This is a genomic window from Bacillus sp. JJ1532 (assembly GCF_036965085.1).
In the GTDB taxonomy this organism is placed as follows: domain Bacteria; phylum Bacillota; class Bacilli; order Bacillales; family Cytobacillaceae; genus Cytobacillus.
This window is the reverse complement of sequence record NZ_JBALOW010000043.1, coordinates 13,205-28,510: the sequence shown is the minus strand read 5'-3', so window position 1 is coordinate 28,510 and position 15,306 is coordinate 13,205. Positions and strand designations below refer to the sequence as shown.

General features: G+C 38.8%; 14 protein-coding genes and 2 pseudogenes. 4 read left to right on the top strand and 12 right to left on the bottom strand.

Features of this window, described 5'->3' with window-relative positions; all coding sequences use genetic code 11:
* Positions 1–204: 204 nt before the first annotated feature.
* Complete coding sequence (locus tag V7122_RS14570; RefSeq protein WP_335344734.1) at positions 205–1,536, bottom strand: hypothetical protein; 1,332 nt, start codon at positions 1,534–1,536, stop codon at positions 205–207.
* Between the two features lie 291 nt (positions 1,537–1,827).
* A pseudogene (locus V7122_RS25790) lies at positions 1,828–2,196 on the bottom strand (ATP-binding protein); the annotation flags it as partial.
* A 427-nt stretch (positions 2,197–2,623) separates the two neighbouring features.
* Here V7122_RS25790 and V7122_RS14565 point away from each other — a divergent pair.
* On the top strand, positions 2,624–3,421 hold the full coding sequence (locus V7122_RS14565) for an SDR family NAD(P)-dependent oxidoreductase (protein ID WP_335354120.1): 798 nt from the start codon (positions 2,624–2,626) through the stop codon (positions 3,419–3,421).
* 584 nt (positions 3,422–4,005) lie between these two features.
* Here the strand turns inward: V7122_RS14565 and V7122_RS14560 are convergent.
* Entirely contained in the window at positions 4,006–4,824 is an 819-nt protein-coding gene (locus V7122_RS14560; protein WP_335527353.1) for a chemotaxis protein, read from the bottom strand.
* A gap of 482 nt (positions 4,825–5,306) precedes the next feature.
* Between V7122_RS14560 and V7122_RS14555 the strand changes: the two genes are divergently transcribed.
* Positions 5,307–5,945, top strand: coding sequence for a hypothetical protein (locus V7122_RS14555; RefSeq protein WP_335483515.1), 639 nt, complete (start codon positions 5,307–5,309; stop codon positions 5,943–5,945).
* A 125-nt stretch (positions 5,946–6,070) separates the two neighbouring features.
* On the opposite strand, the pseudogene V7122_RS14550 reads toward V7122_RS14555, so the two are convergent.
* The 4 genes and pseudogenes from V7122_RS14550 to V7122_RS14535 form a co-directional block, all read right to left on the bottom strand.
* Positions 6,071–6,145 (bottom strand): annotated as a pseudogene (locus V7122_RS14550) (23S rRNA (pseudouridine(1915)-N(3))-methyltransferase RlmH); the annotation flags it as partial.
* 206 nt (positions 6,146–6,351) lie between these two features.
* A complete protein-coding gene (locus V7122_RS14545; protein WP_335354118.1) occupies positions 6,352–7,119 on the bottom strand; it encodes a DODA-type extradiol aromatic ring-opening family dioxygenase in 768 nt (255 codons plus the stop codon).
* Positions 7,120–7,133: 14 nt separating this feature from the next.
* Positions 7,134–7,487 (bottom strand): DoxX family protein, encoded by a 354-nt coding sequence (locus tag V7122_RS14540; protein WP_335345810.1) that lies wholly within the window; start codon positions 7,485–7,487, stop codon positions 7,134–7,136.
* On the bottom strand, positions 7,484–7,864 hold the full coding sequence (locus V7122_RS14535) for a DoxX family protein (RefSeq protein WP_335345811.1): 381 nt from the start codon (positions 7,862–7,864) through the stop codon (positions 7,484–7,486). Before V7122_RS14535 ends, V7122_RS14540 begins: the two co-directional genes overlap by 4 nt.
* 126 nt (positions 7,865–7,990) lie before the next feature.
* Here V7122_RS14535 and V7122_RS14530 point away from each other — a divergent pair, with 126 nt between their 5' ends.
* Positions 7,991–8,350: a winged helix-turn-helix transcriptional regulator gene (locus V7122_RS14530; protein WP_335527350.1), complete on the top strand. Its 360-nt coding sequence runs from the start codon at positions 7,991–7,993 to the stop codon at positions 8,348–8,350.
* 213 nt (positions 8,351–8,563) lie between these two features.
* Positions 8,564–9,028: a hypothetical protein gene (locus V7122_RS14525; protein WP_335345813.1), complete on the top strand. Its 465-nt coding sequence runs from the start codon at positions 8,564–8,566 to the stop codon at positions 9,026–9,028.
* 291 nt (positions 9,029–9,319) lie between these two features.
* On the opposite strand, the gene V7122_RS14520 is transcribed toward V7122_RS14525, so the two are convergent.
* The 5 genes from V7122_RS14520 to V7122_RS14500 all read right to left on the bottom strand — a co-directional run bounded on the left by V7122_RS14520 (position 9,320) and on the right by V7122_RS14500 (position 15,297).
* The gene (locus V7122_RS14520) at positions 9,320–10,108 is read right to left on the bottom strand and encodes a nitroreductase family protein (protein ID WP_335527349.1); all 789 of its coding nucleotides are present in this window, start codon (positions 10,106–10,108) and stop codon (positions 9,320–9,322) included.
* Between the two features lie 452 nt (positions 10,109–10,560).
* Positions 10,561–11,106 (bottom strand): histidine phosphatase family protein, encoded by a 546-nt coding sequence (locus V7122_RS14515; protein ID WP_335527346.1) that lies wholly within the window; start codon positions 11,104–11,106, stop codon positions 10,561–10,563.
* A gap of 447 nt (positions 11,107–11,553) precedes the next feature.
* Positions 11,554–12,432 carry a radical SAM/SPASM domain-containing protein gene (locus V7122_RS14510; RefSeq protein WP_335345741.1) on the bottom strand — a complete coding sequence of 293 codons (879 nt, stop codon included), beginning with the start codon at positions 12,430–12,432 and terminating at the stop codon, positions 11,554–11,556.
* Positions 12,433–12,731: 299 nt separating this feature from the next.
* On the bottom strand, positions 12,732–13,739 hold the full coding sequence (locus V7122_RS14505) for an asparaginase (RefSeq protein ID WP_335345737.1): 1,008 nt from the start codon (positions 13,737–13,739) through the stop codon (positions 12,732–12,734).
* 118 nt (positions 13,740–13,857) lie between these two features.
* Entirely contained in the window at positions 13,858–15,297 is a 1,440-nt protein-coding gene (locus tag V7122_RS14500; protein ID WP_335345738.1) for a M20 family metallopeptidase, read from the bottom strand.
* Between the last annotated feature and the right edge of the window lie 9 nt (positions 15,298–15,306).

Here is a 15,306-nt window from a genome sequence, read left to right as displayed (position 1 = left end):
TAATGAACTAACGAAATATACGTTATCAAATTGAGAAGCGACACTTCATTAAGCCATAGCCTGTCATTCTGGCGAGAGATAAAAGTCAGTAGGTATTTAAATAAGCTCACCAAACAATCCAGATGTTTCCATACTGGATGGATTAGCGGTTTCACTTTTTCCAAGAAAGAAACATGTTGGTGTGCTGCACATTTAGTTACTTAATCACGATCCTTCACGGACTAATACTTGATATAGGAGCTCTAATGCTTTATTCAAATGCCGATAATAAGTGGCCGTTGATAAATTTAAGCTTTTAGCTGCTCGTTCAAGCGGTCGAACTCCTTCTATATAAGTAGTGGTTAACAACTTACCCAACATTTCTTCTTGCTCGTTGCCTTCGGTTAAGCAACGGATCGCTTCACCTAAATCATTCTTTGCATTATAACCTGCTTTCTCGCCTGAAATGTCTGGTGCCAATCGATGCGGAAACAATCTACCGTAAGTCTGGATTAATAAAGGTTTGCTGGGAAGAACAGCCCAATGCTTCAAGATGTCTTTGAGCTCCTGAATGTATGGCTCCGCTTTCATTAAAGTGGAAGCTACTGCCGTAGAACGCTGGTTAACGGATCTATCCAGCTTTGTGATGAAGTCCTCTTTTCTTAAATCGAGCACGTAAGCCTGATAATCAGTACCGAGTTCAATGGTTGTATCCGCCCAGGCTGCACGTTCAAATCCGCAAAGCTCAAATACGGGAAACCACTCTCTCCAGGAAGTTAAGGCCAAGATCCACTCGGGGCTGCAGTAATGATTGAGTAAAGTGTGGATGAAATAAGATCGATACCGCCACTCAAGCTGGGGATCGATTCCTACTAACGCTATTAAATAGGCATTCGGGATGGGCTCCCATCCGTTGATGAACGGTTGTAACAGGGGGTCACTTTTTATTTCCTTTATGACTTGTTCATCGTGTAGGGGGATTTTGCCGAAAAAAGCTACAATGTTATCGTTTCTCCATATCGTAATAAAGGCGGAAGGTGCAACTTCCCATAGTTTGCTTATCCGATTTACTAGCGGCAGCAAGTCGACACGAGAAGTAGAAGTAAATTGGTGTGATTTGATGTATAAATCTCGGATAACCGGTAGGTCGCATTCTCGACATTGGCGAACTTCCATATCGTCCATATGTCCATAAAAACAAAGCGTACGAACGAGCGGGTGCTCGTGTAAATTTAGTTTATCCAAAGGCGGCCTCTGACCCAGAAGCGGATTCAAACTTTCTTCCATACGAATATACTGCAGCGCTTTGGATCGCATTTGTTCGTAGGTATTTGGCTTACGAAGCATGAAATCTTCCAGCGTCCATGCTCTGACAGCGTCATGAAGCATCCAGCCATCTTCCTTCATGATTACGAATGGCATTCCGACGAACTGACGAAACGCATCTGCCTCCAGCCCCGTGTCCATGATCGCTTCAAGTCTTTCTTCATTGAATCTCCAATAAACAGATGCAGCCTCGAGCATCCGATGCACAAAGGGAGGTTGCCCAAGTAGCATTTCACTCATCAGGACGGATATGAGTTGGAATTGTTTGTCGCGTTCCAACCGCCTGAGGTCATTGCCCATTAGTATCGTTTCTGCGGCAAGAACCATTGCGAGCGGTACGCCCCTGGAAAAACGAAAAAGCTCAGTGTGACTGTCAATATCGGTAAGTCCACACTCCTTTGCGTATGACCCCACCTCGGTAAGGGTTAGCGCTTGAAGCTGAGTCATATGAATTCGGCCGGTCCATTCAGAACGCAGCCAGCTACCAGTGAGCAAATTACGGCCAGCCGTAACGATCTGAAACGACGCATCCAACGAGTTAAGCCAATTCAAAAACCAATAGGAGATAGAATGACAATGGTCGAATTCATCAATAACGATAACTGCGTGGTTGCCTAAAGAACGCGAACGCCGGTTCATACAGCGGGCAATCCCTTCCGAATCCTCAGTAAAGTAGGATTCGCCAGCGTTACGAAGTTGTGCAGCTAACTGTACCAGAACATCCTCCTTCTGTTGGATCACTTTACTTCCGTCTACGTAATAGAAATGATATCCTTCTGTTTCCGTCATGAATCGCCGAAGAAGCGTAGATTTTCCAATGCCGCTTTGTCCATATATATGAAGCCAGCGCCACAACCAATCTCCTTTCACGTGTTGCCGCAACAGATCCATTTCATGTACACGGCCGACAAAACATGCCCACCCCAATTGAAATGTTTCCCCATATGACATTTGATCCCCCCTATAGACTACTAATTATTTTCAGTATATACAATCTAGTCTGAAATCTCATCATATTATTGAGAGTAGATTGAGAGTATGTTGAGACGCAATTCTATTATAAACACCTTCATTATTTAGGTAAGCTCTAACAATTCCTATTTTACATTCATCATCATATGTAGCTATAGAAAACACCCCCGAGAGTAAGAGTTTTGGGTCTAACTTTTGGGGGGCGTTTCACTTATGATACGGTTCTCCAACATGTATTAAATTGAGGTTTTTACTACCCTAGAAATCTAAATAAGTAGAATTTCATATACCCTTACATATGTATATTTGATGGGTTCATTATTAATTAAAAGTATGGAGGAATGGTATGAAAGTATTAAATAAAGTCATGGTCGTAACAGGGGCTGGTGGAGGGATTGGGAGAGAGCTTGTTTTCCAACTCTTGGAAAGGGGAGCTAAAGTCGCGGCCATCCTCAACAAATCCGGGCTAGAGGAAATAAAATCATTAGCTACAGTCTATGATGGCAAGATTTCAATACACATTGCTAATTTAACCAACAGAGATGATGTGGAAAGGCTTCCAGAGGAAATCATCGCCGTTCACGGATGCATAGATGGGATTATTAATAATGCGGGAATAATTCAGCAATTCCATAGTGTGAATGATCTTGACTATGAACAAATTCAAAGGGTTATGGATGTAAACTTTTACGGTACGCTCTTTATGTGTAAATCGTTCTTACCACACCTTTTAAAACGACCAGAGGCTCACATTACAAATGTTTCGAGCATGGGTGGATTTCTTCCTGTGCCACATCAATCGATTTACACAGCTTCAAAAGCAGCTGTCAAAATGTTAACAGAAGGTCTTCATTTAGAACTAAGAGATACCAATGTAGGCGTAACAGTCGTCTTTCCTGGTGGAGTCGACACTAACATCGTCCAAAATGCTGGAATTCAAATAGAAAGTGCTGGCAACCATTCATATAAGTTGCTCAGCCCAAATAAAGCAGCTGCAATCATTATTAAAGGCATGGAAAGTAAAAAATTCCGAGTATTAGCCGGAAATGATGCAAAAATAATGGACTTTTTATATCGTTTAAATCCAAAAAAAGCTGTGGACATCATTGCTAAAAAGATAAAAATACTTGAGAAAAAAGAATGACCCTCCAGCTAGGCTTGTCAAATAGAGTGTGTAAATTTTTGGTGAAAACCTTTGAGAACCTAATTTTTTTTCTGATTAATAGGTAAGCGTCAAATCCAACCCACCGTCAACGGCACCTTCACCATGAGAACGTAGAGGTAATCGAATTGAGGAGGTTGCCTCTATGTCAACGAAAGAACAACCCCGCCAACTATGGGCCGAGCGTATTGTCGAGTTTCGCGCCAGCGGAATGACGATGGCTGCTTGGTGCTCCGCTCCCTAATGCTCCATTGATCAGTTAAAATACTGGCTTAACAAAGCCAGTCGAACATTCTCACCCGTTATACCTTCCACCTCGCCGGTTTGGGCACCTCTTGCTGTCGTCGATGCTAGGTCTACCTCCGGCCCCTCTCTTGTCGTTCGTATCGGAAAGAACTTGAATAAAAAAAATTCTAACATCCCCATCTCAAGGGAATTTGTTCAGTCAATACAAAAACCTCATTTACTTATGATACGGTTCACCGTATCTATTTTAAGTGCGGTTTTTTTTATTTTATTTCGCTCTTTTTAGTCGTTCTTTCTTCAGGCTAAAAAAAATTAAACAATTAAATATGATTAATCTGTCTCCACGTACGGACCAATCCATCCACAATTGGTTCAATAACAAGCTTATCGGTATCATAGCTTAAATGGCTTAATGGATTCCAACTTGTTAGTATATTACCTACATTTACTTCCCTATCTTCGTTAACAGCGATATCATAATTTTCATCTACAGGCTTTAATGGAAAACCTAAAACATCATTTTTGTAGTAAAAGTTGATCCATTCACCTTGTAATCCAGAATAGTAGCTTTGGAGGTTTTTAGAAGGAATATTAATTGGACGGTTAAAATTAAAATAACGTAAACTCCATAGTGGGAGAGTTGTACCCATTGTATAAAATAAGGTTAACGTATCGCCTGTTTCCAAAGGAGAGGATTCGTTGATAATCGAAGTGACATCATCTTGTTTAAATTGTAAATCATAAAAGTAATTACTCGCCATTACAGAACCCAGACTATGTGAAATGATACATAAAGGTGCATCATCTCCAGCCTTTTCAGAAAGTAAGTTAAGACCTTCCCGTATTTTCTCATGTACTTTCTCATAATTTTGCCTTGCAGTCTCCACCGGTTGATAGGCAACGGCATCGCCTAAATAATTGATAAGGAAATTCCTTAGTCCTTGATAATTTAATTTATTGTCCAGAACCAATTTTTTAAACAGATTTTCCTTTCTGTCTTTAAAAACAGTTGCCCATAGGACCGGTTGGATGACTAGCTGGGAAGCAGGATCTTCAACTAGATGCTTCATTTTTTCAGTGAATTTTTTATGAATCTTGGCTATTGTTTCCTTAGCAAAACCCTCTGTTTGATTTCCCATTCCATGAATAATTGCTACAGCTTTTTTTTTTACATTGTCATCTTCCTCTATTATAAAATATGCTATTCGTTATATGACAATATATTCAAAATTGGTAGATTCGAAAGGACACTTTCACTACTCTTGTAAAATTTCCCCTCTGCCGAGCATAAAAGTACAGAGGAAGAGATGAGCTCTAAGTAACAAAAGGGAAATTATCCAAGGATGCACCATTAAAAAACACCCCCCAATTGCTAGTTGTGTCTAACAATCGGGAGAAGTTTTCTCTCGGAAACTATTTTTAAGACTGTATCCCTTTTTATTTGGCTTTTGTAAACTTGCCATACGATTCACTGTAACGTTGGATAGGGTAAAATAACTTCATTTTCCAAAATTCGCATTTAAAAATGATTTGTCACCAAATTCATTTTTACGTACTCAAAACCAGAGAACAAGAATATCTTAATACTGCAACTCAGAACACTCTAGAGGGGGATGCGAGGATGGAAAATGGCAAACATGGGGAGATTTCTTCCACATTAGGGGGCCCAAGTAATGGACGGCTTGGTCTGGCTGCCTTAGGCGCAATAACAGGCGGTTCACTTTTGGCCATCAGTAACATTTGGCAAGGGTACCTTGAGGTGACACCCGGAAATGACGGAATTCCGCAAGATGTTACTCATTATGTCTATTACCTTAATGATACCATGCTGTTTGTGGCAATGTGTGGTTTACTACTTGGTCTGCATGGACTCAATAATCGAGTTACAGTTACAAAAGCAGGTTTTATGTGGCGAACAGGGGTCTTTCTTTCAGGACTCGGACAGGGGATTTTTGCAATTGTGGCATTAGCTTTTATTTTACACGGCTTCTTTGACTTTAAATCTTTCATGGATTTGGTCCATTTAGTCGCCGGTATTAGCATTATAGTAATGTATCTTGGCGCACTTCCACTTGGCCTAGTGCTACACCGCCGGAAAGAACTTCCTCAAACCGCAGCTATTTTGTTCCTTCTAACTGTACCCATGGTTGCCGTCTCCTTGATTTTTATATACAGCATAAATGCCCTTGTTAGTGGATTATTATCCGGAGGATTGTATGGGTTAGCTTGGATCATAACAGGGTTCTATTTAAAGAAATAATGTAAGCGAATAGGAATTTGGGTACTTTTACGGACATTCTATTATTCAATATTACAGGGGGCAATTCTTACTTTTGTACAGAATCGCCCCCTTTTCATATTCGGTTAACTATCAAAAAACCGCCTCTATTTATGGTAAGGTTCACCTCGATTTATCCTAAAAGCCCGATGAACCTGCTCCACCAAAACCAACAGTGACAGGCACTGTTCTTCACAGCTATTGATGCTATATTATTAATGGTAATCAATCCAAACAAAAAAAAGTAAGCTAAACAAGATACGTTATCAATGAAATATCTCATCTAGCTTAGTTTTTAAATGACAACGTAGAAAAAGCACAGTCAAAAACTGTGCTAGTTTCTCCAATATTTAATTCGAAAATTAAAACTTTTACCATCATGCATTCTTTAAAATTCCATACACAAATTACTCATTGCTCCAAATTCATAAGTTTGATTGATAACTTTTGGAGTCTTCCTTTCGTCTCCGCTCCCCATTGCAATAAAGAGGGGAACAAAGTGCTCAGGTCTCGGTACGGCTAAACGTGCATGGGGAGCTAATTGAAGATAATGATCCAAGGCGTTTAGATCCCTTTTTTGGACCATTTCAATGACCCAATTATCAAATTCAACTGCTTCTTTAGTCGGTTCGGTTGCGTCAGGGAAAAACCATTGAAAATTGTGGACCGTTGTACCGCTTCCAATAACCAAAATATCTTCCTCTCCTATCCCTTGTAACGCCTTCCCAATGTTATATTGTTCTTTAGGAGATAAGAAAGGATGAACAGATAATTGTATTACTGGGATGTCTGCGTCTGGATACATGTGGCGAAGTGCTACCCATGAACCGTGGTCCAATCCGCGTCTTTCTTCCCTTTGGGTTTTGATTCCTGCATTCTTAAACCGTTTCTCAAGAATTTGGGCGACTTTAGTAGAACCCTTGACCGGATATTTGATTTGATACATTACATCGGGAAAACCGTAATAGTCATAGACAGTATCAAGAATATCATCTGTATAGGTTAATGAGACAATCTCACTTTCCCAGTGAGCACTAAATATGGCAATGGCTTTTGGTTTATATTGTTTTCCTAATTCAGATAAAAACTGGGAATATTCATTTTGTTGAACAGCTAAATATGGGGAGCCATGACCGATAAATAATGAAGGCATCATCTTTTTTACTCCTTCTACCAACGTCCAATTGCCACAAATATGGCTAACGCTAATAAAATAAGATTCATCCCAATAGCCTTATTTTCATTCCTTTTAATATGAAATCCGGCCGCAAGAATCATAACGACTCCAAGTGCTAAAGCTGCAATCGGTGTCAATACAGGTACGATTCCAGTTGCATAAGGTACAATTAAACCAATAGCTCCAAGCAGCTCTGCTACCCCGATAAATATCACCAATCCTTTTGAAGAATCCTTTACCCAAGGCATGCTAGCTTTTGCTTTTTCATAAGTCAAAGCTTTCGTAGACCCTGCCATTAAAAACATTAGCCCTAATAAAACTTGAACAGCCCATAGTGCTATATTCATACAATAATCTCCTCTTTAATTGAATTTATTTTTCTCTGACCCCAAAACACGATAACGGCTAAAATAAGAAGAATAAACGGCATCATGGCAACTCCAAATCCTTGGCCTGCTTGTAAATGGGTAAAAACTGCTCCAGTCATAACCATTGCTAATAACCCACTAAAAATAAGAACTAAATTTTCCTTCCAATAACCAACGATTAATCCAATTCCTAAAACAACTTCGATTGCCCCTACTACATACATAAAACCTGTGCCATATCCATACACATTGTTAAATGCATCAACCTGCATGGGATCTGCCCTTAATTTTATATAACCAAATAATAAGAATCCGATAGCTAATAAGCCTTGTATAATACGAACTGTCAACTTCATTGAAACAATCCCCCCTTGTTTCAATTTAACTTCTAAGGTTAGAATAATACCTAAGGGAAATTTCTGGAAGTAGGTACATTAATGTGCCATAGTATACAAAAAGATACCTTAGAGGGAGGAAGCTAAATGGCTGACGAATGTAAAGGAAATGGAGCTGGAACGATTGAAACAGCTCTTGATATTCTTGTTGGAAAATGGAAGCCTGTTATTCTTTTTCATTTAATTCAAAACGGAACACTACGCTTTAGTGAACTTCACCGCTTAATTCCAGATGTAACGAAAAAAATGCTTACTACTCAACTAAGGGAATTGGAATATCATGATATTCTAAACCGTAAGATTTATGCACAAATTCCTCCAAAAGTTGAATATTCAATAACCGAATATGGAAAAGGACTAATACCTCTATTGGTGTCAATGCATGAATGGGGATTAGGACATATAACACATTTAAATGAACTTTATGGGGAAGAAGAAAAGGAGTAACAAAAATAAAAAATAATTTCCACCTGTACAATCATTAAAAAGCAGTGTGATTTCGATTGCGAATCCACTGCTATGTAAATGGGATGAAATTTACGACCTAGGCTCGTTCACTCGGACAAGCACCTTTTTTAAGAGACACAGGTGTATCATACAGACCGGCTTGTCCATTTGGACATATTTTGGTAGTAATTTACGAAGAAAGGATGTGTAATCATGGGACTAAGATGTTCGTGTGGGGTGCGTACAAACCCTGATGCAGCAACAGAAAATCTTGACATGTTTTTCTTTGAAGATCGTTCTACTAGGCCTGGATCAATAACTCTTTCTGTTAATGCCTGTGCAGATAGACTAGAATCAACTACCTTCACCGCAACATTTTTCGACCAAAGCAATGGAGGCGATGATAGGAGTTTTACGTTTTCTGCAACCCCAGCAAGTACTGAATCCGTTAGTTGCGGTTTTTTGGATGCCGATGTATGTATAGTAGACATAAAAGGTGAGGGACTTGTAACTGGTGAAACAACTCCAAGAGAATTTGAGGTTTCTTTTACAACTGGCCCACCTTCTTCTAGTGATACTTTGTTTAATCTTAGTATCGCTGATTTTGCTTCCGGCCCCGTTCTGGGAGCTGCAGATCTCCAACCAGACTTGACCTTCTTCGGCTGCGAGAGAAATTAAAGAATAAGCAAAGGATCATCTTATCCAAGATATTTTTTCAATTGATGAGATTTTAGGGATAATTGAGTAAGGTAAGCTAGACATGAAATAACACCATGTAATAATATCTTGTCTAGCTTTTTTATTGAATTTCTAAAAAAATCCGTCAGCATTTTTTATGTACGTCCCTGTGTTAATCCGTTGCTGCTGATCCTTTACCGTAAATTTGCCACCGAGACTGAATACCTTTTGTTTTATATAAAGGTGTTTCACAACTATGCCTCCTTTGAATTAGCATCAACTTAAAAAACCTCAATCATTTTTCATAAAGTTCTGCTTCTCCAAGTAATTCAGCACTGTCTGCGAAAACTCGATATGAGATTCTTGCGTATATTTGGCAATGGTATAGACTTGAGCTAGATTCTTTAATCCCAGTCGTTCCGTCATTTCTTTTAGCCTAGGAATGTCCATGTAGCGTTTCCATCCTTTTTCATTTCTTTCTTTGTAGATTTCTAGAATTTCCTCATCTGAATAATCACGATACTGGTCATAGTGTACAATTCCATGCCTTGGCAATCGATCAAGCGGGGCAGGGTTTTCTGCGGGATATCCTAATGAATAACCAACAACTGGTACGACATTGGGCGGTAAGTTTAGCAGTTCACCAATTTGATCACAATTTGCTAGCGTTGAGCCCATATAACAAATGCCCAGCCCAGCATTCTCTGCTGCTAAAGCACAGTTCTGTGCTACTAAACTAGCATCAATAGCCCCAATCATAAAGCTCATAAAATTATCAAAATGGACAGGTGCATCATTGAGCGAAAGCCATTTTCTCATTCTATTAAAATCAGCACAAAAGGTTAATAGTATAGGTGCATCAACAACCATCGATTGTTCCATATGTGCAGTGTAAAGTTTCTGCTTAAGCTCTTTGTCTTTTGTGACGATAATCGAATAAGTTTGCATATTGCCACTTGATGAAGCACGAATGCCAGCATCTATTATTTGCTCTAAAAGTTCTTGGCTTACTTCCCTATCTTCATATTCCCGTATGGATCTATGACCGAATATAACATCATTTAATTCCAAAGCAATCACTCCTTATTTATCTCTATATAAGAGTTTGAAGAATCATTTGCATATATAAAGTTCAATCTATTCATTTGGTTAATACCGTAAGATAGGCGTCTTTTCTCCTACTCTTGATATAGAGATATGAATAGACTTTAACTACTATTATAACAGATATTCGAAATTATCTGAGAAAGGGTAAATACAGATTGTATTTGGAAGTGTTATATAAAGTGGTCTTGAAAATGGCACACCCCGAATAATGTCGAAAAGTCCGAAAGAATTCTGGTGTACACCAGGCACTTTTTAAAGATACAGAAGATAACACTCATGCATTAATGAGTGAAGTTCAAGTTTAAGAAAACCAAAAGGAGACCGTCTAAACAACATGGACGGTCTTCTCTATTTTAAGTTAGCCTCTTTAACACTTCTTATCTAGAGTTACTTTCACCTATGCTTTTCTGGTAAAGAACCTTCTTCTAACTATCTAATTTACTCAAATCTTCTAAAGATAATTGACCAACAACTTCATAACCATTACCTTCCCCTTTAGGCTTTATAATAACTGTCCCCATATTAGGTATTTGACCTAAACCTACCCCTTCTGGGAAACTGTGAGCAACAATAACCTTATTCCTTCCCTCTTCTGGAACTATTTCCAAAACAGACTTAAAATTATTTAAAATTCTTTGTCTATCACTACTAGGTAAATTTCCACCCAACCTATATATCTCAAACCAAAAAGGATTAACTTGAACATTGCCACTTCCAAATGCTAACTGTGCTGTTTCTATTGTCCTGCAAAAAGGACTTGCGGAAACAGGGTATTTAATTGGTATTTGTAAGTATCGAAGAATTTCTCCATAATAAATAGCCTGCCTACGTCCCTTTTCAGAAAGATTTCTTTGGGTTAAACAGTCTTGAAAGTTTAAATAGGGTAAATCACTTCCAATGGTCGCTTCCCCATGCCTTGCATAGAAAATATATCCACCTTTTCTAAAGGAATTAAGTAACGATCCATTCAAAGCAATCTTCTCCTCTCATGTATACATCCTGGTTTACTGCTAATGTATGTATATTATTTAACATGGGTAATTAATCAGTTAAAAAAAAACAAACAGGAATAATAAATACCTTTTCCCGTTTGTTTTTACCATAAAATTATTTTAAATAATTAACTGATTGTCATAGCAATCAAATGAATGGAAGTAACTTATCTTAGTCTGGAAGAAGAATGAGTAATCCCAAAAATAATACTAAACACACTGTGCAAAGCCACGTGTAATTGGAAAACTAACTCTTCCACCAGATTCATTTTATTAAAAAGCCAGTCTTGATAAAGTTTCTTTATTTATTTGAATTTCCACTCTCTGCTTTACCATTATTTGTGATACGGTTCACCTCGTTATATCTAAATGAGATAATAAGTGGAAATGACCCTACCTAACTTACTAACCAAGCGATTTGCAAATCTATTTTCCAAACCTTTTGCGATATCCGCATTTTCTACATAGTTCCTCCACTGCCACTCTTCGTGAAAAACCATCTACAAGGTTTTTTGCTCTATCCATCTCGATAATATCAGAAAATGAATGATCATTAATATTTCCAAGGTTGATCACTCCCTCACCATCTAGACAACAAGGAATAACCGTTCCGTTTGCTAAAATACCTGCTTGATTTCGCAGGCCATAGCAGAAGCCCTTCCCATCATCTTCTTCTTCATGTAAAGCAGGCCACTGAAACTCGTAATCTTGATTGATGAAGATACGTTCCGCAATTTTCACGCCGCTTCCTGGTTCGACCTTCTCTTCAATTTTGTAGTCTAAATCAAATTCTTTCTCAATTATCTCTAATAACTCTCTGTTTCGTTTTCTTTCCAAATTCGTTGTATTGTCTTGTGTAAGGTTCCATAACCTCAGGGAAACAATCATTTCTGATTGGCTCGTTGCTTCTTTAATAAAAGAAAGGATACTTCTCACATACCCTTCCTTATCTTTAGAACCAATATGGCCATCAAAGCTATGGAGTGAAAAATTCATTTGTCTTAACGCAGGTTTATTTAATAATTTTTCCCTCTTTTTATTAATTAATGTTCCATTGGTTGTGATATTGACTTTAAATCCTTTCTCATGACTTAAGTCTAACAATTCGTCTATTTTAGGATGGAGCAGTGGCTCACCTTTAACATGTAAATAAATGTAATCTGTGTGTGGCTTAATTTGGTCTAATCTCTTAGAAAAATCGTCCACGGAAATGAATTGCTTCTGTCGTTCTGTTGGCGGACAAAAGCTGCATGCAAGATTACATACACTTGTAATCTCTAAGTAAAACTTTTTAAATTTTTTCACCATCAATTCCTCACTTTTTTTGACTACTTAGAACAGGATGAACTATTATTCTATCACTATTACAGCATATTTTTCATTATTGGATCATTGCTTATTTAAGGAAACTACCGTTACCGATTTTTAGCTTTAAAAAATGCACTTGTCTTTTACCTATTATTGATTCTACTACTATCTGCACAAGATCTCCTTCACTTGTACTTTTTATATAAAAATAAAAAACCATCAGAGAATTATCTCCAATGGTCTTCACATTTTGCGAACGATTAGGTAACTAACATATAAATGGAGAATTAACCATATTATTGTTCCACTTTTTCTGATTTTACGGTTAAATCTCCTGCCAATGGCGTCTCAATGATTTCCTTAACCTTAGCTAAAGAATCAGCTTGCCCAAGCGCCCACATTAATTTGGCAACGATTGCCTCCGTGTTCATATCTCCGGAAAATATAACTTGATGCTGTGCTGCCTTGCGTCCCACTTCATACAGGAGCAAGTCCTCCCCTTCTTCCAGGCACTGAGTCGTAATGACTACAGCGATTCCTTTATCCGTTAGCTCCTCGACTTTCGCAAGCAGGTTTCTTCCTTCAAAAGGAAGCCCGCCGTTTCCGAAACTTTCAATAATAATTCCTTTATATAAGTCTTTTAAGCAATCAAAAATCTCAGGCTTAGCGCCAGGATATAATTTCATTAAAAAGACGTCCGTACATAAATTCGCATTGAATACAACCTTATTTTCACTGGGTGCGGGTTTCCAGTGATAGTCCACATCACTTTTATTTATAGAAGCAACATATGGATGATTGATACTTTCAAACGCATCATAGCTTTTTGTCCGCATTTTAACCGCACGAGTTCCTAGAATCACTCTGCCATCAAAAACGATAAATACGCCGCCAATATCCTCGCAGGCAAATCGTAAGGCGTCTGCTACATTTTTCTTGGCATCGGTTTTTTTAAAACTAATTGGAACTTGAGATCCGGTTAGCACAACTGGTTTGTCCAGACCCTGAAGCATATATGACAGTGCTGAGGATGTATAGGCTAACGTATCAGTTCCGTGTGTAATGACAAATCCATCGTATTCATCATAATTTTTATAAACTGATTCCGCAATTTTCACCCAATGCTCAGGCTGCAAATTTGTACTGTCTATATTCATTAAGATTTTACCGTCGATTTTTATGTTATCGAATGTTTCAGGAAGGAAATGCAGCAAATCTTCAACGGATAATTCCGGAGTAAGCCCCTCATTTCCTTCCACACATGCAATGGTTCCACCGGTAGCAAGCATTAAGATTTTTTTCATAAGCAACATCTCCAAAGTAGTCCGAAAGGTGTATTTATGAACCGTTTAAAGGTTCCAAAAACAATCGCTTTTACTTAAAAATATGAACGGCTTATGTAAAAGCCACTCGCACAATGAATTATTTTAGCTTTGGTGGTTGGAGATCTGCTGGGATTGGTGCTGAATAGGTTTGACCCCCAAGCCGTTTGTTATGCTCAGCCTTGGCCGCAGCAAGTATATCGGAGGATTGCATGATCTCAAGTGCCGTTGCTGCCATAATTTCTCCGGCTTGGAGCATGGCCTTTTGTGCATAGGAAACTGCACCTTGTGATACAACCTGCCAAGTATGCGGCGCGGTTCCAATCGCCCATGTCGCTGTATTACATTGCATGGTTGGAACAATCCAACTAACATCTCCTACATCAGTCGAAGCAGCCATAAGCTCTTCAGTTTTAGACAGAGGCGGGATCACCGTAGCAATCGGTGACGCAAGAAGTTTTTCCTTTGTTTCAAAGTCAAACTGCATCACATTTTGTTGAATATCCTTATCACTTAAAGTCTGCTGAATTTCCCGTGCAAAATCCATTTCATCCTGTGTATACGCCGGCAGTCCAATTTCCTGTATTTTCTCATACATGACATTAGCCATAGTTGAGTTTGGAATGACTTCTGAATAGCCTCCTTCCAATTTATAGCTCATGCTTACACTAGTCATTAACGCAGCGCCTTTTGCAACATCAATGACTCGTTCAAAAATCTCATCAAGCTGCGCCCGTTTTGGTGCACGAATGGAGTACACAACATCAGCATGAGCTTGTACAACATTTGGTGCATCGCCGCCTGCATTGGTAATGGCATAATGGATACGTGCTTCCGGGATTATATGCTCGCGCAAAAAGTTAACACCAACATTCATTAATTCAACAGCATCTAATGCGCTTCGTCCAAGATGAGGCGCAGCTGCTGCATGAGCACTTCGACCTTCAAAGGAAAATTTAACTGTATAAGTAGCAAGAAAGGACATATTTAAAGGGGCAGCATAATTGCCAGGATGCCAGCTAAGAGCGAAGTCTACATCATTAAATAATCCTTCTCGTACCATAAATACTTTGCCTCCGCCGCTTTCCTCTGCCGGACATCCATAATAACGAACCGTTCCACTCATTTTGTGCTGATGTAAATATTCTTTAATGGCCACGACAGCAGCAAGTGATCCTGTTCCTAATAAATTATGACCACATCCATGACCATGCCCGCCTTCGACAATTGGAGCGTGCTTTGAAGCCCCTTTTTGCTGGCTTAACGCTTCTAGTGCATCGAACTCACCTAAAATGGCAACAATCGGGTGTCCTGAACCGTACGTGGCAACAAAACCTGTATCAAGCCCGGCAACAGGTGATTGAACTTCGAACCCTTCCTTCATTAACGCTTCTTTCATGGCATTAGAGGATTGCTTCTCCTCGAAGCGGATTTCAGGATGTGCCCAAATAAAATCACTGACCTCAATAAATTGTTGTCTTTTTTTATTAATCTCATTTTTAACAAATTGAGAAAATGATAGTGAAGTTGAAGTTGACATATGAAAAAC